A 23,224-nucleotide genomic window follows, 5' to 3' on the forward strand; every position below is an offset into this window, starting at 1 on the left:
CCCACATTGAATCGCATTCCCTTTGAAGGAACTCGGTCAACTGTGGGAACGAGCCTGCTCCGGGCGGCGTTCCGACGATGGGGCCAGTTCAGGCGACGACGAACTTACTCATCATCATCAAAATTGTAGCTACCCGGCGCCAGGTTCTCGAATCGGGTGTATTTACCGATAAAGGCCAGGCGAATGAAGCCGATCGGGCCGTTACGCTGCTTGCCGATGATGATTTCAGCGATGCCCTTGTGCTCCGTCTCCGGGTGGTACACCTCGTCACGGTAGACGAACATGATCACGTCGGCGTCCTGCTCGATCGCTCCGGATTCACGCAAGTCGGAGTTCACCGGGCGTTTGTTGGGGCGCTGTTCCAGGGAACGGTTCAACTGAGAGAGCGCCACCACCGGGCAGTTGAATTCCTTGGCCAGGGCCTTGAGGGAACGGGAGATTTCGGAAATCTCGTTGGTCCGGTTGTCGCCACTGGAGCCCGGAATCTGCATCAACTGCAGGTAGTCGATCATGATCAACGCGATATCACCGTGCTCACGCACCAGGCGACGGGTCCGGGCGCGCATTTCCGAAGGGCTGATACCGGCAGTATCGTCGATGAACAGCTTGCGGTCGTTGAGCAGATTGACCGCCGAAGTCAGGCGCGGCCAGTCGTCATCTTCCAGTTGGCCGGAACGGACCTTGGTCTGGTCGATACGCCCCAGGGACGAGAGCATACGCATGATCAGCGATTCACCTGGCATCTCCAGGGAGTACACCAGTACGGCCTTGTCGCTGCGCAGCACGGCGTTTTCCACCAGGTTCATCGCAAAGGTGGTTTTACCCATGGACGGACGGCCGGCGACGATGATCAGGTCCGATGGCTGCAGGCCGCTGGTCTTCTCATCGAGGTCGGTGTAGCCGGTGGACAGGCCGGTGATGGCGTTGTCGGTGTTGAACAGGGTGTCGATGCGGTCGATGGCCTTGGTCAGCAGATCGTTGACGCTCACCGGGCCACCGGTTTTTGGCCGGGCCTCGGCGATCTGGAAGATTTGCCGTTCCGCTTCATCGAGGATCTCGGCAGCGGTTCGGCCTTCCGGGTTGAAGGCGCTGTCCGCGATTTCGGTGCTGATACCGATCAATTGGCGCAAGGTCGCCCGTTCGCGCACGATCTGGGCATAGGCCTTGATGTTGGCGACAGACGGCGTGTTTTTTGCCAACTCACCCAGGTAACCGAGGCCGCCAACCTGAGACGTCTGGCCTTCCTTGTCCAATTGCTCGGCCAGGGTCACCACGTCGATCGGCATGTTCTGATCGGCCAATCTTGCGATGGCACGGAAAATCAGGCGGTGGTCATGTCGGTAGAAATCGCCGTCGGATACTTGATCGAGCACGCGTTCCCAGGCGTTGTTGTCCAGCATCAGACCACCGAGCACGGCCTGTTCGGCCTCGATGGAGTGCGGAGGCACCTTCAGGGCTGCGGTTTGCAGATCGTATTGCTCGGGAGCGGTGATTTCGTTCATGGCCACTTGATTCTTTTGGAAACGCAGGGGGTTTTGAAAATCAGCAATTGCAGAAAGACAAAGGGCACGACCTGTAAACAGGATCGTGCCCGATGTTACCGACTAGTACCCGAGGGTGCCAGCCGACAGGTATTGCTTAAGCTGCTACCACGACAACGCGTACGGTGGCTTCAACTTCGGCGTGCAGGTGCACGGCTACGTCGAATTCGCCTACGTTGCGGATGGTGCCGTTCGGCAGACGAACTTCGCTCTTCGACACTTCAACGCCAGAGGCGGTCAGTGCGTCAGCGATGTCGTGAGTACCGATCGAACCGAACAGCTTGCCTTCGTCGCCAGCGGTGGCAGTGATGGTCACTTCCAGCTCGGCCAGTTGGGCAGCACGGCTTTCAGCCGAGGTCTTACGGTCTGCTGCGGCTTTTTCCAGCTCAGCGCGACGCTCTTCGAACGCGGCCAGGTTGGCAGCGGTCGCAGCGGTGGCTTTGCCGTAAGGCAGCAGGTAGTTACGACCGTAACCGGCCTTAACGTTTACTTTGTCACCCAGGTTGCCCAGGTTGGTGACTTTTTCCAGAAGGATCAGTTGCATGTGAAAATCCTCTAACTTTTAACCTTCACCGTTCGCGTTGTCGGCGTCTTTCGGCGCCATACGACCGCGAAAATCAATCAGGCTGTCGACGATGGCCAGGACCACCAGCAACGGATAGATCAGCTGCATGAACAGCAACAACGTGACGTACAACCCCACCAGCCAGAACCTGGCCAGTCGCTTTTGCGCCACCAGCCCGTGAATCAGGGCCAGAGCGGCAAATACCAGCGGTACACTGCACAACGGCGTGAGCATGGCCATCTGCGGACCGAAGTTCGGCCCCAGAAGCATGCCCGCCAGCAGCAACATCGCCAGCCCAAGCGGGAAACGGATGGCGCGAAATTCGCGACCAAAACCACCCGGGTTGTACAACAACGCCTGCCAGTAGCGCCCGATAATCAGGCTCAGCACACTGACGATTTGTAACAAGGCCGCAATCAGGCCGGTCAGGACCGGTGCGATCAGGGACGCGAAACGCGCTTGCTCCTCTACCGACATCTGCTGGTAGAGATCACCGAGGGCCTCGGGCAGGATTTTTATCAAAGCCTGCGACAGCATCTCGATCTGGGGCGCGAAAGCCACCCCGAGCGCCACTGAAAACACCACTCCCATCGCTATGCTGACCAGCAGCACGCGGTTCCAGGATTCGCTTGCGCGCAACACCAACGCCAGCGCCGAAGACCCCAGCAGCACCATCAGTGCCCGCGGGTCAGCGGAATACAACCACCAGAGCAAAGCCGGCAGCAGTCCCAGAGCAAGAACGCCAAGGGCGTCCTTCAATCCGCGCCGCAGGAGTACAAGACTCACCGCGGCAGCACCCAACCAATACAACAACGGCAATGCCGCGCATCCAGCCACTACCAGAGTGGCCTGCATACGACCGCGCATGATGAACTCAGCTAAGGCGCGCATGCATTCAATCCTTTGCTACGTGTCGACTGCCCGGTCTCAGCGGCCGTGGCTGTCGGTGTAGGCCAGCAGGGCCAGGAAGCGGGCGCGCTTGATAGCGGTGGCCAGCTGACGCTGATAACGAGCTTTGGTACCGGTGATACGGCTTGGAACGATTTTGCCGGTCTCGGATACGTAGGCTTTCAGAGTGTTGAGATCTTTGTAATCGATCTCTTTCACGTCTTCAGCGGTGAAGCGGCAGAATTTACGACGACGGAAGAAACGTGCCATGTGATTGGCTCCTTAAAAGGTCCGTGGATTACTCGTCAGCGTTATCGCTGTTGTCGCTGTCGCTATCGCTGTCATCGCCATCGGCGCTGTCAGAGTGCTCAGGACGGTCGCGACGCTCACGGCGCTCACTGCGGTTTTCTTCAGCCTTGAGCATCTCGGATTGGCCGGTGACGGCTTCTTCGCGACGGATGACCAGGTTACGGATCACTGCATCGTTGTAGCGGAAGTTGTCTTCCAGCTCGGCCAGGGCCTTGCCGGTGCATTCAACGTTCAGCATCACGTAGTGAGCCTTGTGAACATTGTTGATTGCATAGGCCAGTTGACGACGGCCCCAATCTTCCAGACGGTGGATTTTGCCGCCGTCTTCTTCGATCAGCTTGGTGTAACGCTCAACCATGCCGCCGACTTGCTCGCTTTGATCCGGGTGGACCAAAAAGATGATTTCGTAATGACGCATGAATGCTCCTTACGGGTTGTAGCCTGCCGCTCAAAAACGGTCAGACAAGGAGTGAATGACACTTATGGACTTGTGGACGCTAGACACATAAGTGCCTGCCATCACAGCAAGGGGCGCAATTGTAGAGAAGGGCCGAGGGCGGCGCAAGGTGATTGGTGATTATTTGAACAACCACCAATCCTTACCCACACAAACCAATGTGGGAGCGAGCCTGCTCGCGATGAGGGCGCTCCATTCAACATTTGCGTTGAACGGCACTCCGCTATCGCGAGCAGGCTCGCTCCCAAAGGAATACAACTGGATCAGGACTTCTTGGCGGCCGCAGCAGCCTTGACGCTACGCTGGCGCTGAGCCTCGAACAGACACACGCCGGTCGCGACCGAAACGTTGAGGCTGCTGACACTGCCGGCCATCGGCAGCTTGACCAGGTAGTCGCAATGCTCGCGGGTCAGGCGCCGCATGCCCTTGCCTTCGGCCCCCATGATCAGGATCGTCGGGCCCGTCAGGTCCTGGTCATAAATGCTGACCTCGGCCTCGCCCGCCGTGCCGACCACCCACAGGCCACGCTGCTGGAGTTTCTCCAGGGTACGCGCCAGATTGGTCACGGCCACCAACGGGATAACTTCCGCCGCGCCACAGGCGACTTTACGCACCACCGGCGTCAACGTCGCCGACTTGTCTTTAGGTACGATCACCGCCAATGCACCCGCCGCATCGGCCGAGCGCAGGCAAGCGCCAAGGTTGTGAGGATCGGTCACGCCATCCAGTACCAGCAACAATGGCGCGCCTTCGGTGCGATCGAGCAACTCGTCGAGCATCGCCTCGCCCCAGACCTGGCTCGGGCTGACCTCAGCCACCACCCCCTGGTGCACACCTTCGACCCAGGCGTCCATTTCCCGCCGTTCAGCCTGGCCGACCGCTACGCGATTCTCGCCCGCCAGCTCGATCAGGGTCTGGACCCGCGGATCACTGCGGCCTTCCGCCAGCCAGATCTGCTTGACCCGCTTGGGATGGTGACGCAGCAATGCTTCCACGGCATGCACACCGTAGATTTTTTCCAACTGACTCATGACTTGGCCTTGGGTTTACGCGCCCCGCCGCTCTTGGCTGGGGCCGAGCCCGCTTTCGGCGGGCCTTTACGGTGTTTGCTCGGCTTGCCGGTCGCCTTGTCCGGCGCCGACCGTCCGGTCTTTCCCCCAGACGCCGCTTTACCGCCGCTCTTGGCTTCGGCGAGCAACGCCTGTTTCATCTCACGACTTTTGCGCAGCTCGGCGTTTTTTGCCGCCGCATCGCTTGGGCGATAGGCTTCGACGGCCTTTTCCTTGGCCGGGCCGCGACGCCCGGACTTGGCCGCAGCAGGCTCGGCGGCGGTCTTGGCCGCAGGCGCAGAAGTTTCAGTGCCGCGCTTCTTGCGGCCAATCGGCGCGCTGATGGTTTTTTCCGCCATCTCGAAGTCGATCTTGCGCTCGTCGAGATCAACGCGCATGACCCGCACTTCGACCGTATCGCCAAGACGGAAGCTGCGGCCGGTGCGCTCACCCGCCAAGCGGTGATGCACGGGGTCGAAGTGGTAGTAATCGCCCGGCAGCGCGGTGACGTGCACCAGGCCTTCGACGTAGATGTCGGTCAGCTCGACGAACAGGCCAAAACCGGTCACGGCAGTGATCACGCCCGGGAACGACTCACCCACGCGATCCTTCATGAACTCGCACTTGAGCCAGTTCACTACGTCACGAGTCGCTTCATCGGCACGGCGCTCGCTCATTGAGCACTGCTCGCCGAGTTGTTCCAGGGCCGCCTCGTCGTAGGGGTAGATGCGCGCCTTGGGAATGGTCATCGCACCGGCACGTTTGACGTGCGGGGTGTCCATCTTCGAGTGGATCACGCTGCGGATCGCCCGATGCGTGAGCAAGTCAGGGTAACGACGGATCGGCGACGTAAAGTGGGTATAAGCTTCGTAATTCAGGCCGAAGTGGCCCTGGTTATCGGCGCTGTATACCGCCTGGCTCAACGAGCGCAGCATCACGGTCTGGATCAGGTGGAAATCCGGACGATCCTTGATACTGGCCAGCAGGGCCTGGTAATCCTTGGGCGACGGACCGTCCTTGCCTTTGTGCAAGGACAGGCCGAGCTCACCGAGGAAGGCCCGCAGTTTTTCCAGGCGCTCCGGCGGCGGGCCATCGTGGACCCGGTACAGCGCAGGAATCTCGTGCTTCTTCAGGAACTCAGCAGTGGCGACGTTGGCGGCCAGCATGCATTCCTCGATCAGCTTGTGGGCATCGTTGCGCACCGTCGGACGAATCTCGGCGATCTTGCGCTCGGAGCCGAAGATGATCCGGGTTTCCTGAGTTTCGAAATCGATCGCGCCACGCACGTGACGGGCCGCCAGCAGCACTTTGTAGAGCGAGTACAGCTCTTTGAGATGCGGCACGACATCGGTGTATTCGCCACGAAGCTTGCGCGATTCGGCAAGTTTCGGGGTTTCCAGCATCGCGCTGACCTTGTTGTAGGTCAGGCGGGCGTGGGAATGGATCACCGCCTCGTAGAAGCAGTAGTCGGTCATCTCGCCGGATTTGGAGATGGTCATCTCGCAAACCATGGCCAGGCGATCGACGTGAGGATTGAGCGAGCACAAACCGTTGGACAGTTGCTCTGGCAGCATCGGTACGACGCGCTCGGGGAAGTACACCGAGTTGCCGCGTACCTGGGCTTCGGCGTCCAGCGCCGAACCGAGTTTCACGTAGCTGGAAACATCGGCAATCGCCACGTACAACTTCCAGCCGCCGGAGAACAGGCGCAGCTTGCCAGGCTTGGCTTCGCAGTAGACCGCGTCGTCGAAGTCCCGGGCGTCTTCGCCATCGATGGTGACGAATGGCAGGTGACGCAGGTCGATGCGCTTCTCTTTGTCTTTCTCTTCGACTTCCGGCTTGAGCTTGGCGGCTTCTTTCAGGACCGCTTCAGGCCATACGTGCGGGATGTCATAAGTACGCAGGGCGACATCGATTTCCATGCCCGGCGCCATGTAGTTGCCGACCACTTCCACCACATCGCCCTGGGGCTGGAAGCGCGGGGTTGGCCAGTGGGTGATTTTCACCTCGACGAACTGACCGACCTTGGCGTTGGCATTGCGGCCCGGGGTGACCAGCACTTCCTGCTGGATCTTCGGGTTGTCGGCGACGACAAAGCCGATGCCACCTTCTTCAAAGTAACGGCCGACGATGCTTTCGTGGGCACGGGACACCACTTCGACGATCACGCCTTCACGGCGGCCGCGGCGGTCCAGGCCGGAAACCCGGGCCAAAGCCCGGTCACCGTCGAACACCAGACGCATCTGCGCCGGGCTCATGAACAGGTCGTCGCTGCCGTCGTCCGGAATCAGGAAGCCGAAACCGTCACGGTGACCGGCGATGCGGCCCAGGATCAGGTCAAGCTTGTCCACGGGCGCATAGGTGCCGCGCCGGGTGTAGATCAACTGCGCATCGCGCTCCATGGCGCGCAGACGGCGGCGCAGGGCTTCGAGCTGGTCTTCGGTGGTCAGACCGAACTCTTCGACCAGTTGCTCGCGGCTAGCAGGCGAACCCCGATCGGCGAGATGCGCCAGGATCAGTTCGCGGCTAGGAATAGGGTTTTCGTATTTTTCCGCTTCACGAGCGGCCTCGGGATCGAGGGACTGCCAATCGGCCATTAGAGAGTTTTCACCTTGTCTATATGCGGGTTAGTTTGGCATAGGCGTAATGAAACGGGAAATTTCAAGCATCCAATGCCTTTTTCTGAAGCCTTTTGACCCCTCTTGAAGCCCGGAAATGCACCGCTCGTGAAATTTAGCGGTTTTTTTCTCGTGAGGGGTTTACAGTTAAAAACACGCTCCGTATAGTGCGCGCCATCGACGACGCACACGCGTTGCCGATACTGCCCAGATGGTGAAATTGGTAGACACGCCAGCTTCAGGTGCTGGTGACCGCAAGGTCGTGGAAGTTCGAGTCTTCTTCTGGGCACCAATTTCGAGCGACAGATCAATGATCTGCCAGCTCCCCAAAAACCCGCGAAAGCGGGTTTTTGCATTTTCGGCCCCTGGAATCTGACTGGTAATTACTAAAACAAAAACAGGGGTTTACAGATCAAAACTCGCTCCGTATAGTGCGCCACATCGACAGCGGCAACGCTGAAGATGCTGCCCAGATGGTGAAATTGGTAGACACGCCAGCTTCAGGTGCTGGTGACCGCAAGGTCGTGGAAGTTCGAGTCTTCTTCTGGGCACCAATTCAAGCTTCAAGGTTACGGCCTTGAACTCACAAAAACCCGCGAAAGCGGGTTTTTGCGTTTCTGGGGTTGGCGATTTATTCGCTCACGACAAGATGCCTCTGAGCCACTGAAACCGCTATCGCGAGCAGGCTCGCTCCCACACGGGATCTCCAGCGCTCACAGATACTCTGTTCACAGTGGATCAATGTGGGAGCGAGCCTGCTCGCGATGAGGCCAGCCCATCAAGCCCGGAACTGCCCCAGGCTCGCCTTCAACTGCGCCGCCAGACTATCCAATACCTTGCCACTGGCCGTGGTCTCGACCACAGCCTGAGCCGCTTTCTCGGCCTGGGCGTGAATGGTTTCCACCCGCCCACGCACCGCTTGCGCACCTTGCGCCTGGTGAGCCGCCGCTTGCGTGGCCAGACCGATGGCCGCATGCACCTGCTCTACAGAGGTCTGTACCGACTGCTGCAAGCGCGCGCTGTCACGCAACACCAACAACCCCTCACTGGCCTGACGCCCGGCCTGGCCGATGGCAGCCACCGCCTCGCGAGCGCCCTGCTGCAGCGCGACGATATGCGCCTGGATGTCGCCGGTCGAACTCTGGGTCTTGCTTGCCAGCGCCCGCACCTCGTCGGCAACCACTGCGAACCCACGCCCGGTTTCCCCGGCCCGCGCCGCTTCGATGGCCGCGTTCAAAGCCAGCAGGTTGGTTTGCTCGGCAATGCCGTGAATGACCGTGAGCACCACTTCGATCTGCTCGCTCTGTTGCGCCAGCCGCTCGATGACTTTTGCCCCCGTGTCGACCTGCCCGGCCAGCGCTTCGATCAAACCACCGACCTTGGCCGAGGTTCGGGTGTTTTCGTCGGTGGCCTTGCGAATCTCCACCACCTGCTGCAAGGCAGCCTGCATCGCCTGACTTTCCGATTGCGCTTCATCGGCCATTTGCGACAACGCTCGCAGGCTCTCGGCCACTTCATCACGCTGCATTCCGGCCGCCGCATCGGCACCGGAGTTACGCAAGGTCATTGCACCGATTTCCACACCGGTGCGCTGGGCCACATCCCCCGCCTCTCGCACGATGGGCTGCAACTTATCCACAAAACGATTGACCGCCGAGGCCATCTCGCCGATTTCGTCCTTGCTGCTGATTTGCACGCGCTTGGTCAGGTCGCCCTCACCCGCCGCCAGATCGTTCATCGCGGCAATCAACAGTTTCAAACGATTGACCACTCGCCGCCCCAACACCACCGCCAGCAGCACCAGCACGCCAAACCCCACCAGCGCTAGACCCAGGCCGATCCGCCAGCGCAAAGTGCCCGCAGCGTCCTGTACGGTGGTGGCGGTGTTGGCCTGCATTTGCGTCGCGGTGGACTGAGCCGACTCCAGGCGCCCGCGCATTGCCGTGGCGCTGTCGGCTGCCGCCCCCTTGAGGCTATCACCCACCAACTGGTCACCACTGGCGATCAAGGCCGAGAAGCGCTGGTCCAACGCCTCCAGGTCAGCTTCAACGGAGGCCGTGGAAACGCCCATCAACACCTTGCCGATCTCTACGCCGTTGGGGTTGATCGAGGCCTCAAGGTAATACACCGAAGGGTCGTTCTTCGCCGCGTCCAACACCTTGTCCAGCGCCCGGTCGCCCTGGCCTTTCTCCAACAAAGCCTTGTTGATCGGGTTCTCCCGATTCAGGTAGCGAGTCAGGTGCTGGCCGGTGGCGTCGTCATAAATGACGAAGAGTACGTTGGGATTGCGCTGGGCCCGACGGGCAAACTCGGAGAGCGCAGGCACGTCGCTGTCCCACATGGCGCGGGGCGCAACCGAAGCCAGGAGTTGCGCCATATCATTGGCAGAGTCCTTGAGCGATTTTTCCAGCGTCGCCCGCAACTGTGCCTGCTCATCCTTCAGTCGCGCAGATAAACCGGCGGTGAGGCGCTGACGAGTGCTGGCAGACAAGCTGTCCAGGCTCGACGTGACTTCACGCCCGGCCTGCTCCAGTTCGCCAGACAACTTCTGGCTGTCGCCGCCGAGCCGCGCCTCCAGATCAGCCTCCAGCGCAGTGACCGTGCTTCGCGTCAGCGCGACAGCGACCAGCACCTGCACCAAAAGGGCGACACCAAGAGTAACGAACACAGGCCGCAACAGGCGGCTTTGTAACAATGAGAGAACGGCCGACACAGGGAATCCCTCTACTAACGCCATTAATTTGATGGCACTTCACAAGAAGCACTTATTATTCATGGTGTATAGCAAGTGTCGTGCCGTCTGGCAGGCAGAAACGACAAAGGACCCAAACGAGGGTCCTTTGTGTTTTACATCAACGGCTTATCAGGCAAACGGGTGACGCAGAACGATGGTTTCGTTGCGGTCCGGCCCCGTCGAAATAATGTCGATCGGTGCACCGACCAACTCTTCGACGCGCTTGATGTAATTGCGAGCCGCTACTGGCAGCTCTTCCAGGGTCTTGGCACCCACGGTCGACTCAGTCCAGCCTGGCATCTGCTCGTATACCGGCTCCAGACCGATGTAGCTGTCAGCGTCAGTCGGTGCGTCGATGACCGCGCCGTCCTGATTCTTGTAGCCCACGCAGATGTTGATGGTTTCCAGGCCGTCCAGTACGTCCAGCTTGGTCAGGCACAGGCCCGAGATACTGTTGACGTCGATGGCGCGACGCAGGATGACGGCATCGAACCAGCCGCAACGACGGGCACGGCCAGTGGTGGCGCCGAACTCATGGCCACGCTTGGCCAGGAACGCACCAACATCATCGAACAGCTCGGTCGGGAACGGACCCGAACCGACGCGAGTGGTGTATGCCTTGGTAATACCGAGGATGTAATCCAGGTACATCGGGCCGAAACCCGAGCCGGTGGCGATGCCGCCGGCAGTGGTGTTGGAGCTGGTGACGTACGGGTAGGTACCATGGTCGATGTCCAGCAGCGACCCCTGGGCACCTTCGAACATGATGTCCTTGCCAGCGCGACGCAGCTCGTGCAGCTCGGCAGTGACGTCGAGCATCATCGGCTTGAGCAGCTCGGCGTACTCCATGCATTCATCCAGGGTCTTCTGGAAGTCGATGGCCGGCTCTTTGTAGTAATTGACCAGAACGAAGTTGTGGTAGTCCAGCAACTCGCCCAGCTTGGCGGCGAAGCGCTCACGGTGAAACAGGTCACCGATGCGCAGGCCACGACGGGCCACCTTGTCTTCGTAGGCCGGGCCGATGCCGCGACCGGTGGTGCCAATCTTCAGCTCGCCACGGGCCTTTTCGCGGGCCTGGTCCAGCGCAACGTGATAGGACAGGATCAGCGGGCAGGACGGGCTGATACGCAGGCGCTCGCGCACCGGTACGCCTTTCTCTTCCAGCTTGATGATTTCCCGCAACAAGGCGTCAGGGGCAACCACCACCCCGTTGCCGATCAGGCACTGCACGCCTTCGCGCAACACGCCCGACGGAATCAGGTGCAGTACGGTTTTCTCACCGTCGATCACCAAGGTGTGACCTGCGTTGTGGCCACCCTGGTAGCGCACTACGGCGGCAGCATGTTCGGTCAGCAGATCAACGATCTTGCCTTTGCCCTCATCACCCCACTGGGTGCCCAGGACTACGACATTCTTACCCATAACACTTGTCCTCATTCGCGCAAACTTGGTGCCGGCCGCGGCCGGCAGGAAAACTCAAGAAGCCAGCGGCAATACTTGCCAAAGCCCGTTCTGCTGAATCAATTGCCGGTCGCAGTCCGCTTCACGGGCGGCGGCCAAAGGCTGCCCAGGCAAGGCCTGGACGACACGCTGACCCTCACTGCGCAACTGGCAGACCGTCTGCCAGAGTGCTGCATCCGTACTGTCAGGCATCCAGATACCGCCAGACGGTAGCTCGACTTCAGCACGCCCCAGGGTCACCAGGGTTTTCAAATCGGTAGAGAAGCCGGTCGCCGGACGGGCACGACCGAAGTCGGCGCCAATATCATCGTATCGACCGCCCTGAGCGATGGACTGGCCAACCCCCGGCACGAACACCGCGAACACCACACCGGTGTGGTAGTGATAACCGCGCAGTTCACCCAGGTCGAAGTACAGCGGCAACTCGGGGAAACGCACCGACAGTCGCTCGGCAATCGCCAGCAAATCGTCCAGTGCCGCGAGCACCGGCGCCGGCGCATGGGCCAGCCGCTCGCGGGCAGCGGCCAGCACTTCGCGACCGCCGCACAGATCCACCAGCGCCCGCAACATGCCGGACAGATCGGCCGGCAGGCCTTCGGTCAGACTGATCACTTCATCGATGGCCTTGCGCTGCAAGGCATCGAACAACTGCTGCTCCACTTCGCCGGACAAACCGGCCGCACGCGCCAGGCCACGATAGATGCCAACGTGGCCCAGGTCCATGTGGACATCCGGTACGTCGGCCAGTTGCAGCATGGCAAGCATCAGGCTGATGACTTCCACGTCGCTGCTCGGGCTCGCATCGCCATACAACTCGGCACCCAGCTGGATCGGACTGCGCGAAGACGACAGGGCGCGCGGCTGGGCGTGCAGCACACTGCCGGCATAGCACAGACGGCTCGGACCTTCACGACGCAGGGTGTGGGCGTCGATACGCGCCACTTGCGGCGTGATGTCGGCACGAAAGCCCATCTGCCGGCCCGACTGCGGGTCGATAACCTTGAAGGTGCGCAGATCCAGGTCCTGGCCCGCGCCGGTCAGCAGGGATTCCAGGTACTCGATATGCGGGGTAACGACGAATTCGTAACCCCAGCTCTGGAACAGATCCAACACCTGCCGACGCGCTACTTCAATACGCGCAGCTTCCGGTGGCAGTACTTCTTCGATGCCATCTGGCAGCAGCCAGCGGTCTACCGTTGCCATTACGCCATTCCCCTATGGTCCGGGCGGCCAGCCCTCGGGCAAGCCTTGAGTGAAGCAGAAAGTGCCCGCCACATGCGCAAACCCCGCGCATGAGCAACGTGACGAATGGCCTGTAGTCGGCCTCGCCAAGCACTTTCCTCGAAAAACCTGTCGAGCCGTTCAACCCGACGCCTGCAACAAAAACCGCAATCGAACGTGCAGACGCAAAAAAGCCGGGAATTTCCCGGCTGCCGCATCATACACACGTTTTCCCAAAGGATCACCCCGCCCGACGCTTTAGCCGCCGGGCGGAGTGCTTCAGGTCAACGTCGCATCAAGGCTTGGACTTTTCCAGGTACTGGAAGAAGTCGCTGCTTGGGTCAAGGACCAGGACGTCGGATTTGTCCGCAAAGCTTTCACGGTAGGCACGCAGGCTACGGTAGAACGCGTAGAACTCCTGATCCTGACCATAGGCCTTGGCGTAGATCGCAGCGGCCTGGGCATCACCGTCACCGCGCAGCTCTTCCGATTCACGGTAGGCTTCGGCCAGCAATACGCGACGCTGACGATCGGCGTCGGCACGGATGCCTTCAGCCAGCTCGTTACCCTTGGCGCGGTGCTCGCGAGCTTCACGCTCACGCTCGGTGCTCATCCGCTCGAACACACTGCGGTTCACTTCCTTGGGCAGGTCGATGGCCTTGACCCGGACATCGACAACTTCGATACCCAGCTCTTTTTCCGCCATCGCGTTCAGCGAACGAGTGATGTCGGCCATGAGCGCATCACGCTCACCAGACACGACTTCATGCAGCGTACGCTTACCGAACTGGTCACGCAGGCCCGACTCAAGACGACGGGACAGACGCTCGTCGGCAATCTGCTTGAGACCGGAAGTCGCGGTGTAGAAGCGCTCGGCATCTTTCACGCGCCACTTGGCGTAGGCGTCCACCATCACGGCTTTCTTTTCCAGCGTCAGGAAGCGTTGTGTCGGTGCATCCAGTGTCATCAGGCGGGCATCGAACTTACGCACCTTGTTGACGTACGGCACTTTCACATGCAGGCCCGGCTGGACATCCGCCTGGACCACGCGACCGAATTGCAGCAACACCGCACGCTCGGTCTGAGCCACGATGTAGAAGCAGTTCCAGGCAGCGATCGCCACGACGACACCGACAATAAGGGCGATCAGCGATTTATTGCTCATCAGCGACTCTCCCTGGTACGTGCTTGCTGTTGCTGCTGCTCCGCCGCCGCGCGGGCATTGGCTTCATTGCTGGCCGCTGCCGTGCTGGACGGTGGCGTGCCGGTTTTACGACCGCCTTCGACCATCTTGTCCAGCGGCAAGTACAGCAGATTGCTCTGGCCGTTCTTGTTGCCGGTCACGAGGACCTTGCTGGTGTTGCTGAAGACTTCCTGCATGGTGTCCAGGTACAGACGCTCGCGGGTGACTTCAGGCGCCTTGCGATACTCGCTCACCAGTTTGGTGAAGCGATCCGCCTCACCCTTGGCGCGGGAGACCACTTCGTCGCGGTAACCGTTGGCATCTTCAATGATGCGCTGGGCCTGACCACGGGCTTCCGGCACGACGCCGTTGGCGTAGGTCTCGGCCTGGTTGCGCGAACGCTGCTCGTCTTCACGGGCACGGATCACGTCATCGAAGGCTTCCTGGACTTCACGCGGTGCCGCTGCGCTCTGAACGTTGACCTGGGTAACGGTGATACCGGTGCGATAGGTATCGAGGAACCTTTGCAGGCGCTCCTTGATTTCGCTGGCCATCAACTCACGACCTTCAGTCAGCACCTGGTCCATGGCGGTAGAGCCCACCACATGACGCAAGGCACTTTCAGTGGCGTGCTGCAGGCTGATTTCCGGTTGGTCGACGTTCAGTACGAAGTCTTGCAGATTGGAAATCTTGTATTGCACGGTCAGCGGCACTTCGACGATGTTCTCGTCTTCGGTGAGCATCTGGCCCTGCTTGGTATAGGCACGCTCACGCGTGACGTTTTCCATGAACTTCTTGTCGATCGGCGGGAAATAGATGTTCAGACCCGGACCGACAGTCTCGTAGTACTTGCCAAAGCGCAGCACCACGGCCTGCTCCTGCTCGTCCACGACATATACCGCGCTGTACAGCCAGACAGCCGCGAGCACGACGAGACCAATGCCGAGCAGGCCATAACCGCCACCCTTGCCCGAACGGCCACCACCATCGTCACCGCGTTTCTTACCACCACCGAACAAACCGTTCAGGCTTTCCTGCAGCTTTCGGAAGGCCTCGTCGAGATCCGGCGGCCCTTTGCGGTCGCCGTTGTTACGACGTTTTCCACCCCAGGGATCCTGATTATTCGAGTTGCCACCCGGCTCATTCCAAGCCATAGCGCTCTCCATCTGATAAAGCAAAGACGCACCCACGGCGCGCCGACCAATGCTACAGAATGCCTGACACAGCTTTCTCAGGCTTTTATTGCAAAGTGTGTTGCTCGATGAATTCCATCGGCTGCAGCCCTTCGCGACTGACCAGTCGATTGAGCTCCGCCCGAGGCAGGCGAACCGCCAGCAGGCAGACGCCTTCTTCGTCGTGTTCTTCTTTCTGCACCGCTCCGAGCTCAAAGAACTGGGCCCGCAGCCGAGCGAAACGTTGCGGCAACTTCAGCGTGCCAACAAACAAGTCGTTGCCCAGCAGCTCCGCCACGGCCTGCTTGAGCAGGTCGAGGCCGGAGCCGTCGCGGGCCGATAACCAGACCCGCTGCGGTTTGCCATCGGCATCACGCTGGATCTGCGGCTCCACGCCTTCGAGCAAATCGAGTTTGTTGTATACCTCGAGGATCGGCAAGTCCTGGGCTCCGATCTCGCCCAGCACCACCATGACCTGCTCGATCTGCAGCATCCGGTCCGGCTCGGCGGCATCGATCACGTGCAGCAGCAGGTCGGAGTTGCTCGACTCTTCGAGCGTAGCCCGGAAAGCCTCCACCAGCTTATGCGGCAAGTGCCGAATGAAGCCCACGGTGTCGGCCAGCACAATCGGCCCGAGGTCGTCCAGATCGAGCCGGCGCAGGGTCGGATCGAGCGTGGCGAACAACTGGTCGGCGGCGTAGACATCGGACTGGGTCACGTTATTGAACAGCGTCGATTTGCCGGCGTTGGTGTAACCCACCAATGAAACCGTCGGGATATCAGCACGCTTGCGGCCACGCCGGGATTGCTCGCGCTGGCTGCGGACCTTTTCCAGACGCCCCTTGATCTGGCGCAGGCGAACCCGCAGCAGGCGCCGGTCGGTTTCCAGCTGGGTCTCACCCGGACCGCGCAGACCGATCCCCCCCTTCTGCCGCTCAAGGTGGGTCCAGCCACGAACCAGGCGCGTACTCATGTGCTCAAGCTGGGCCAGTTCGACCTGGAGCTTGCCTTCATGGGTACGGGCGCGTTGGGCGAAGATATCGAGAATCAACCCCGTCCGGTCGATCACGCGACACTCGAACACACGCTCGAGGTTACGTTCCTGACTGGGCGTGAGGATGTGATTGAAAATCACCAGGTCGACCTGCTCGGTTTTGACCAGGTCGCGCAATTCCTCGACCTTGCCGCTACCTATCAGGTATTTGGCGGTTGGCCGATGACGCGGCACGTTAAAAAACGCGACGGTCTCGGCGCCGGCCGAAAGTGCCAATTCCTGAAACTCCTGCGGATCTTCGCGCGCCTCAGGGTCTTGTCCATCCAAGTGAACGAGAATGGCCCGCTCACCCCCACCGTGGCGCTCAAAGAACAAAGGAGACTCCTATCAAGCGTTACCCGGTTCAGCGTCACCGGCTTCGGATTCGGTTGCGCTAGGCAGACGAATCGCACGCACAGGCACTACTGTCGAGATCGCGTGCTTGTAGACCATCTGGCTGACGGTGTTTTTCAACAGGATGACGAACTGGTCGAAAGACTCGATATGGCCTTGCAGTTTGATCCCGTTGACCAGATAGATGGACACCCCAACTTTCTCTTTACGTAAAGTGTTCAAGTAAGGGTCTTGTAGCGAATGCCCTTTTGACATGTGCCGCACTCCTTTAAGGATCAATAATTAAAATCGGAATCAGATGGCTTGGGCCGTCACACCCCCAAGGATAGACGGCAATTGCAAGGACTCAGCTCAATATGGAGATGGTCCCAAGGTATTTCAAGGCGCGCGGCAGATTGTCGCAATCAAGACTGTCAAGCCAATGCAAGTCAGTCCAGCTCCGCAGCCAGGTGAACTGGCGTTTCGCCAATTGGCGCGTGGCAATGATTCCACGCTCCTGCATCTCGGCTGACGTCAGCTTGCCGTCCAGATAGTCCCAGACCTGTCGATAACCCACCGCACGTATAGACGGCAACCCGGCATGCAGGTCACTTCGCTCACGCAGGGCTACGACCTCGTCTATGAATCCCTGTTCCAACATTAATGTGAATCTTTGTTCAATTCGCCGATGCAGCACTTGCCGGTTCGCCGGAGCGATGGCCAGATTGGCGACAGTATAGGGCAATTGTTGCATTCCCGAAGCGGCTGCTTCAGTACTTTGCGCAGATTGTCGCTGTCGCAGGGCCGTCATGCTCTGCCCGCTGACCCGATAGACCTCCAGCGCCCGGCTGAGCCGTTGCGGGTCGTTGGGGTGAATGCGGGCCGCCGACTCCGGGTCGATGACCGCCAGTTGCTCATGCAGGGCTTGCCAGCCAAGGCGTGCAGCCTCTTCTTCGATCTGCGCGCGCACGCTGGGATCGGCAGCCGGCATGTCCGCCAGCCCCTCGACCAGAGCCTTGTAGTACAGCATCGTGCCGCCCACCAGCAGCGGAATCTTGCCTCTGGCGGTGATGTCGGCCATGGCCTGAAGGGCATCGCGACGAAAATCCGCTGCCGAGTAAGCTTCGGCCGGATCCAGGATGTCGATCAGTCGGTGCGGGAACTCGGCCAGCAGCTCTTTTGACGGCTTGGCCGTGCCGATGTCCATGCCCCGGTAGACCAAGGCCGAATCGACGCTGATCAGCTCGCAGGGCAGCACTTTGGTCAACTCAATGGCCAGGTCGGTCTTGCCGGCTGCGGTCGGCCCCATCAGAAAGATCGCAGGTGGTAACTGGCTCATCAACGACCGCGCAGGAACAGTTTGTCCAGGTCGTCCAGGCCCAGTTGGGTCCAGGTCGGCCGGCCATGGTTGCATTGGCCGCTGCGCTCGGTGTTTTCCATATCCCGCAGCAGGCCATTCATTTCCGGCAAGGCCAGACGCCGGTTGGCGCGGATTGCGCCGTGGCAGGCCATGGTGCCGAGCAGTTCGTTCAGGTGCGCCTGGATCCGGTCGCTGGTGCCGTACTCCATCAGGTCCGCCAGCACGTCGCTGACCAGTCGGTTGGCCTCGGCCTGCTTCAACAACGCCGGGATCTGCCGGATCGCCAGGGTTTCCGGGCCCAGGCGCTGCAGCTCAAAGCCCAGGCGCTGGAACCAGCTCACATGCTCCTCGGCGCAATCGGCCTCACGCTGACTGACCGCCAGGGATTCAGGCACCAATAGCGGTTGCCCGCTAAGGCCTTCGCTGGCCATGGCGATCTTCAGCCGCTCGTACATGATCCGCTCGTGGGCGGCATGCATGTCTACCAGGACCAGGCCCTGGGCATTTTCCGCGAGGATATAGATGCCTTTGAGCTGCGCCAGGGCATAACCCAGTGGCGGAATGTCACCCTGGCCGTCCGGCAACGCCGCCGCACCGGCCTCAGGCAGGGGCTTGAAGAACTCGCGATAAGCCGCCTGAGCTTCGGCGGCGGGCACGCTCGATTGCGCACGCGGGGTGTATTGGTACTGGTAACCGCTGCCCGCGCCGGTCCCGGCGGCGTTGTAGGTCGGCTGGGGCTGGGGTTGCTCCAGCAGTGCGTTGGCGGCCAGGCGCATTTCGCCCTGAGGCCCGAATTCGCCAGCCTCCAGCCCCGTTGGCCGGACCATGCCGGCAACTGCCGCCGGTGCCGCCAATTGATCTTCGGGGCGCACATCGCCCAAGGCGCGGTGCAAGGTGCCGTAAAGGAAATCGTGCACCATGCGCCCGTCACGGAAGCGTACTTCATGCTTGGTGGGATGGACGTTGACGTCCACCACCGCGGGATCGACTTCGAAAAAAAGCACGAACGTTGGATGCCGACCGTTGAACAACACGTCGCGATAGGCCTGGCGCACCGCATGGGCCACCAGCTTGTCGCGCACCGCCCGCCCGTTCACGTAAAAGTACTGCAAGTCCGCCTGGCTGCGAGAAAAAGTCGGCAGCCCGACCCAGCCCCACAGGTGCAGGCCATTGCGCTCCACTTCGATGGGCAGAGCCTGCTCCAGGAACCCGGCACCGCACACCGCGCCGACGCGTCGAGCACGGGCCGCATCATCATGGGCCTCGTGCAGGCTGAGGATGGTCTTGCCGTTGTGGCGCAAATGGAACGCCACGTCAAAACGCGCCAGCGCCAGACGCTTGATGACTTCCTGCAAATGATCGAATTCGGTCTTCTCGGCCTTGAGAAACTTGCGCCGCGCCGGGGTATTGAAGAACAGGTCGCGCACTTCCACCGAGGTGCCCACCGGATGGGCCGCGGGCTGGACGCGAGAGGCCATGTCCCGGCCTTCGGTCTCGACCTGCCAGGCCTGGTCGGCTTCGCGGGTACGCGAGGTGAGCGTCAGGCGCGACACCGAACTGATGGAGGCCAGCGCCTCGCCACGGAACCCCAGGCTCATGACCCGCTCGAGGTCTTCCAGATCGCGGATCTTGCTGGTGGCGTGGCGCGCCAGGGCCAACGGCAGGTCGTCGGCAGGAATGCCGCCACCGTCATCGCGCACACGCAGCAGCTTGACACCGCCCTGCTCGACATCCACATCGATGCGCCGGGCCCCGGAGTCGAGGCTGTTCTCCAGCAACTCCTTGATCACCGAAGCCGGACGCTCGACCACCTCACCGGCAGCGATCTGGTTCGCCAGCCGGGGGCTGAGCAGTTCGATGCGGGCAGTGCTGCCGGTCAGTTCATCGCTCATTGCTTGACCACCACTTCGTTGCCGGGAATGGTCAGGGTCTGGCCGATCTTGAGCTCGTCGCTCTTGAGATTATTGGCACTGCGCAACGACGCGGGCGACACCTGATAGCGCACCGCGATCATTGCCAGGGTTTCGCCAGGATTGACCCGATGGTCTCGCGGCCCCTGGGCGATCTTGCCGGAGTCTCGTAGCCAGGCGATGTAGGTGCCCGGTGGCGGGTTCTGCTGGAAGAACTGTCGCACGCCGCTGCTGATGGAACGGGCCAGGGCCTGTTGGTGGCTGGAGGATGTCAGCTTCGAGGCTTCGTTGGCGTTGGAGATGAACCCGGTTTCCACCAGAATCGACGGGATATCCGGTGACTTGAGCACCATGAACCCGGCCTGCTCGACGCGTCGCTTGTGCAGCGGCGTGACACGTCCAATGTTGCTCAAGACTTTTTGACCGACGTTCAGGCTGGACGTCAGCGAGGCGGTCATCGACAAATCGAGCAGCACGCCGGCGAGCATGCGGTCCTTGTCATCGAGGCTGACGTTACCGGCACCGCCAATCAGGTCGGAACGGTTTTCGCTGTCAGCCAGCCAACGGGCGGTCTCGGAGGTGGCCCCCCGGTCAGACAGGGCAAACACCGAGGCCCCGAACGCGGCTTTTGAAGGGGCGGCGTCGGCATGGATCGAGACGAACAGGTCCGCGCCCTTCTTGCGGGCGATTTCGGTACGGCCACGCAAGGGGATGAAATAGTCTCCGGTACGGGTCAGCTCCGCGCGAAAGCCCTTCATACCATTGACCTGGCGCTGCAACTCACGGGCGATGGACAGCACCACGTCCTTTTCACGCTGCCCTCGCGAGCCAGAGGCACCCGGGTCCTCCCCCCCGTGACCGGCATCGATCACAACGATGATATCGCGCTTGCCGGAAGGCGCCGGCGGTAGCTTGAGAGCAGGCTCGGTCGGCGTGACCGGCACCGCCGGCACTGTGGCGACTTTGGTCGGCGGCGCAGGCGGTGGCGCGGCATCGCCCGGGTTGTCGAACAAGTCCACCACCAGTCGGTTGCCGTACTGGGCGTTGGGCGCCAGGGTGAAGCTTTTCGGGGTAACCGCCTTATTCAGATCGACGACCACCCGCAGGTCAGTCGGCGTGCGCTGAGCCGAGCGAATGGCCGTGATCGGCGTGTTGGCGGTGGCGGCTGTCAGCGGCGCCCCCAGGGATGCGCCATTGATGTCGATCACCAGGCGATCCGGAGCGGTCAGGGTGAATACGCTGTGCTGCACCGGCCCCGTCAGGTCGAACACCAGACGAGTGTTGTCCGGCGCCCGCCACAGACGAACGCTGCTGACCTTCGTCTGTGCCACAGCATCGACGGCCAGTGCCGTAAGCAACATTCCTACGACAGCAACCACCGCGCGAAAGCGCATACCAAACCCCATCATCAATTAGTTTCCAGTGCCAAAGCGGCACACCACGACTCGCCACGCGAGCCTTGCGGCGTCAGTATCAACGAACGCCCGCCGTTCTGCGCGCCAATGGTAATGGTCAGGTCGGGCTTTGGCAAAAAGCCTGCACCCTTCTGGGGCCATTCGATCAGACACAAGGCGTCATCTTCGAAGTAATCGCGGATACCGAGGAATTCCAACTCTTCAGGGTCCACCAGTCGGTACAGGTCAAAATGGAAGGCACGAATGTCGCCGATTTCGTAGGGTTCAACCAACGTGAACGTAGGACTTTTCACTGCGCCGACGTGTCCCAGACCACGAATAATGCCGCGGGACAAGGTGGTTTTTCCCGCGCCGAGGTCGCCCTCCAGAAAAATCAGACCATGGCCTGCCGTGGTACGCGCAATGCGCGCCCCCAATTGCGTCATGGCTTGTTCGTCCGCCACGTACAGGGTTACTTCAGACACGGTGAATGCTCCTCCAACAACTGACGAATGGCCGGGATCAGATCGGTCGCCGCCAATCCCCGGCCCGACTGACCGGCTTGCGCACCGGCATTGGCATGCAGCCACACCGCCAGGCAGGCGGCGTCAAAGCCATCCATGCCTTGGGCGAGCAACGCACCGACCACCCCGGCCAGCACATCCCCGAGGCCTGCCGTGGCCATGGCCGGATGGCCCTGGCTACAAACCGACAGGCGACCGTCTGGACTGGCAATCAGGCTGCCAGCGCCTTTGAGAATCACTGTGGCCGCGTATTGTTTGCTCAATGCGTGGGCCGCCGCCGGACGATCGACCTGCACCTGAGCCGTGGAGATACCCAGAAGCCGCGCCGCCTCGCCCGGATGAGGGGTGATCACACAGTGCGCGGGCAAACTGACCGCACCACTGCTCAGCAGGTTCAGCGCATCGGCATCCCACACCTGGGGCAGCAATGCGTTGGCCGCCGCCGACAACAAGCTACGTCCCCACGCAGCCTGACCGAGGCCCGGCCCCACCACCAACACACTGACCTGCTCAAGCAACCCCATCAATTGGTTTGCTGAGTGGGTGCCCTGCACCATGACTTCGGGTAAACGCGTCAGCGCAGCGGACACATGCTCGTTGCGAGTGGCCATGGACACCATCCCCGCGCCGCAACGCAGGGCACTCTCGGCGCTCATCTGGATAGCCCCGCCAAAACCTCGATCGCCGCCGATCAATAGAACATGACCGAACTTGCCTTTGTGGGATGCGCGCGCGCGCGGCGTCAGACCCGGCAGATTAGCGGGCTGCAGAAGCCGGGCCGTGGCCGGCGCCGCCTCGACGATGTCGGAATCGGCATGCAGATCATTGAATATCAGTTCACCGACCCGGTCCGCCGCATCGCCTGTGAACAGGCCCAGCTTCAGGCCGATAAAGGTTACGGTCAGGTCGGCCGTCACTGCCGTACCCAGCACCCGTCCCGTGTCGGCACACAGCCCCGAAGGGATATCCACCGCGGCCACTGGCAGGCCACTGACATTGATGGTGTCGATTGCCCGAACGTAGGGCTCGCGTACTTCGCCACTCAATCCCGTGCCGAGCAAGGCGTCGAGCAGCACACCGCGCAAGTCGGACTCGTCCGACCATGGCTCCACCGGCACACCCACCGCCACCGCCTCGGCGTGGGCATTGGCGGCATCCCCCTGCAAACGCCGGGGCTCACCCACCGTCAGCACCCGCACTGACCAGCCGGCACGGCGGGCCAGGGTCGCCACCAGATAACCGTCGCCGGCGTTGATGCCATGCCCGGCCAGCACGGTCAGCTCGCTGGCGTCTGGCCAGTGCCGGACAATGGCGCGCCAGGTGGCGCGGGCGGCTCGCTGCATCAATTCGAAGCCAGTCGTGCCTGCCGCAATCAGCTGTGCGTCAAGGGCCCGGACCTGCGCGGCACTGTACAGCGCGTCGGGAAAATCATCTTTAGTGTGCGGCATGCGTCTTCGGGCTCCGATGTCTGG

At 61.2% G+C, this 23,224-nt stretch carries 19 protein-coding genes and 2 tRNA genes; 2 read left to right on the plus strand and 19 right to left on the minus strand.

Annotated features, from left to right (window positions below; all coding sequences use genetic code 11):
* Positions 1–104: 104 nt before the first annotated feature.
* From dnaB to rnr, 7 genes are all read right to left on the minus strand, one after another.
* A complete protein-coding gene (gene dnaB, locus HQ912_RS25710) occupies positions 105–1,502 on the minus strand; it encodes a replicative DNA helicase (protein ID WP_027911801.1) in 1,398 nt (465 codons plus the stop codon).
* Positions 1,503–1,638: 136 nt separating this feature from the next.
* Positions 1,639–2,085 carry a 50S ribosomal protein L9 gene (rplI, locus tag HQ912_RS25715; protein ID WP_047227319.1) on the minus strand — a complete coding sequence of 149 codons (447 nt, stop codon included), beginning with the start codon at positions 2,083–2,085 and terminating at the stop codon, positions 1,639–1,641.
* Between the two features lie 18 nt (positions 2,086–2,103).
* The gene (locus HQ912_RS25720) at positions 2,104–2,997 is read right to left on the minus strand and encodes a hypothetical protein (protein ID WP_173407447.1); all 894 of its coding nucleotides are present in this window, start codon (positions 2,995–2,997) and stop codon (positions 2,104–2,106) included.
* A gap of 36 nt (positions 2,998–3,033) precedes the next feature.
* Entirely contained in the window at positions 3,034–3,264 is a 231-nt protein-coding gene (rpsR, locus tag HQ912_RS25725) for a 30S ribosomal protein S18 (RefSeq protein WP_002551829.1), read from the minus strand.
* 28 nt (positions 3,265–3,292) lie between these two features.
* Positions 3,293–3,721, minus strand: a complete 429-nt coding sequence (gene rpsF, locus HQ912_RS25730) for a 30S ribosomal protein S6 (RefSeq protein ID WP_003186395.1) — start codon at positions 3,719–3,721, stop codon at positions 3,293–3,295.
* Positions 3,722–4,023: 302 nt separating this feature from the next.
* Positions 4,024–4,791, minus strand: coding sequence for a 23S rRNA (guanosine(2251)-2'-O)-methyltransferase RlmB (rlmB, locus tag HQ912_RS25735; RefSeq protein WP_047227317.1), 768 nt, complete (start codon positions 4,789–4,791; stop codon positions 4,024–4,026).
* Complete coding sequence (gene rnr / locus HQ912_RS25740; RefSeq protein WP_047227316.1) at positions 4,788–7,406, minus strand: ribonuclease R; 2,619 nt, start codon at positions 7,404–7,406, stop codon at positions 4,788–4,790. Before rnr ends, rlmB begins: the two co-directional genes overlap by 4 nt.
* Before the next feature lie 226 nt (positions 7,407–7,632).
* Between rnr and HQ912_RS25745 the strand changes: the two genes are divergently transcribed.
* Both HQ912_RS25745 and HQ912_RS25750 read left to right on the plus strand, forming a co-directional pair.
* Positions 7,633–7,719 (plus strand) — tRNA-Leu (locus tag HQ912_RS25745).
* Between the two features lie 175 nt (positions 7,720–7,894).
* Positions 7,895–7,981 (plus strand) — tRNA-Leu (locus tag HQ912_RS25750).
* Between the two features lie 224 nt (positions 7,982–8,205).
* Here HQ912_RS25750 and HQ912_RS25755 read toward each other — a convergent pair.
* The 12 genes from HQ912_RS25755 to HQ912_RS25810 form a co-directional block, all read right to left on the minus strand.
* Positions 8,206–10,140: a methyl-accepting chemotaxis protein gene (locus HQ912_RS25755; RefSeq protein ID WP_047227315.1), complete on the minus strand. Its 1,935-nt coding sequence runs from the start codon at positions 10,138–10,140 to the stop codon at positions 8,206–8,208.
* 150 nt (positions 10,141–10,290) lie between these two features.
* Positions 10,291–11,583 carry an adenylosuccinate synthase gene (locus HQ912_RS25760; RefSeq protein WP_003186407.1) on the minus strand — a complete coding sequence of 431 codons (1,293 nt, stop codon included), beginning with the start codon at positions 11,581–11,583 and terminating at the stop codon, positions 10,291–10,293.
* 54 nt (positions 11,584–11,637) lie between these two features.
* Positions 11,638–12,825 carry an ATP phosphoribosyltransferase regulatory subunit gene (locus HQ912_RS25765; protein ID WP_047227314.1) on the minus strand — a complete coding sequence of 396 codons (1,188 nt, stop codon included), beginning with the start codon at positions 12,823–12,825 and terminating at the stop codon, positions 11,638–11,640.
* Between the two features lie 313 nt (positions 12,826–13,138).
* On the minus strand, positions 13,139–14,008 hold the full coding sequence (gene hflC / locus HQ912_RS25770) for a protease modulator HflC (protein ID WP_047227313.1): 870 nt from the start codon (positions 14,006–14,008) through the stop codon (positions 13,139–13,141).
* The gene (hflK, locus tag HQ912_RS25775) at positions 14,008–15,180 is read right to left on the minus strand and encodes an FtsH protease activity modulator HflK (RefSeq protein ID WP_047227312.1); all 1,173 of its coding nucleotides are present in this window, start codon (positions 15,178–15,180) and stop codon (positions 14,008–14,010) included. The genes hflC and hflK overlap by 1 nt, the downstream gene beginning before the upstream one ends.
* 85 nt (positions 15,181–15,265) lie before the next feature.
* A complete protein-coding gene (gene hflX / locus HQ912_RS25780) occupies positions 15,266–16,567 on the minus strand; it encodes a ribosome rescue GTPase HflX (RefSeq protein WP_160893732.1) in 1,302 nt (433 codons plus the stop codon).
* A 12-nt stretch (positions 16,568–16,579) separates the two neighbouring features.
* Positions 16,580–16,840 carry an RNA chaperone Hfq gene (hfq, locus tag HQ912_RS25785; RefSeq protein ID WP_047227310.1) on the minus strand — a complete coding sequence of 87 codons (261 nt, stop codon included), beginning with the start codon at positions 16,838–16,840 and terminating at the stop codon, positions 16,580–16,582.
* 91 nt (positions 16,841–16,931) lie between these two features.
* Entirely contained in the window at positions 16,932–17,903 is a 972-nt protein-coding gene (miaA, locus tag HQ912_RS25790) for a tRNA (adenosine(37)-N6)-dimethylallyltransferase MiaA (RefSeq protein WP_047227309.1), read from the minus strand.
* On the minus strand, positions 17,903–19,816 hold the full coding sequence (mutL, locus tag HQ912_RS25795; RefSeq protein WP_076382898.1) for a DNA mismatch repair endonuclease MutL: 1,914 nt from the start codon (positions 19,814–19,816) through the stop codon (positions 17,903–17,905). The genes miaA and mutL overlap by 1 nt, the downstream gene beginning before the upstream one ends.
* Positions 19,813–21,243, minus strand: coding sequence for an N-acetylmuramoyl-L-alanine amidase (locus HQ912_RS25800; RefSeq protein WP_047227307.1), 1,431 nt, complete (start codon positions 21,241–21,243; stop codon positions 19,813–19,815). The genes mutL and HQ912_RS25800 overlap by 4 nt, the downstream gene beginning before the upstream one ends.
* On the minus strand, positions 21,243–21,713 hold the full coding sequence (tsaE, locus tag HQ912_RS25805; protein ID WP_047227306.1) for a tRNA (adenosine(37)-N6)-threonylcarbamoyltransferase complex ATPase subunit type 1 TsaE: 471 nt from the start codon (positions 21,711–21,713) through the stop codon (positions 21,243–21,245). Before tsaE ends, HQ912_RS25800 begins: the two co-directional genes overlap by 1 nt.
* Complete coding sequence (locus HQ912_RS25810) at positions 21,701–23,200, minus strand: NAD(P)H-hydrate dehydratase (RefSeq protein WP_173407448.1); 1,500 nt, start codon at positions 23,198–23,200, stop codon at positions 21,701–21,703. Before HQ912_RS25810 ends, tsaE begins: the two co-directional genes overlap by 13 nt.
* Positions 23,201–23,224 lie beyond the last annotated feature (24 nt).

This window comes from Pseudomonas sp. MPDS (genome assembly GCF_013283895.1).
GTDB lineage: Bacteria > Pseudomonadota > Gammaproteobacteria > Pseudomonadales > Pseudomonadaceae > Aquipseudomonas > Aquipseudomonas rhizophila.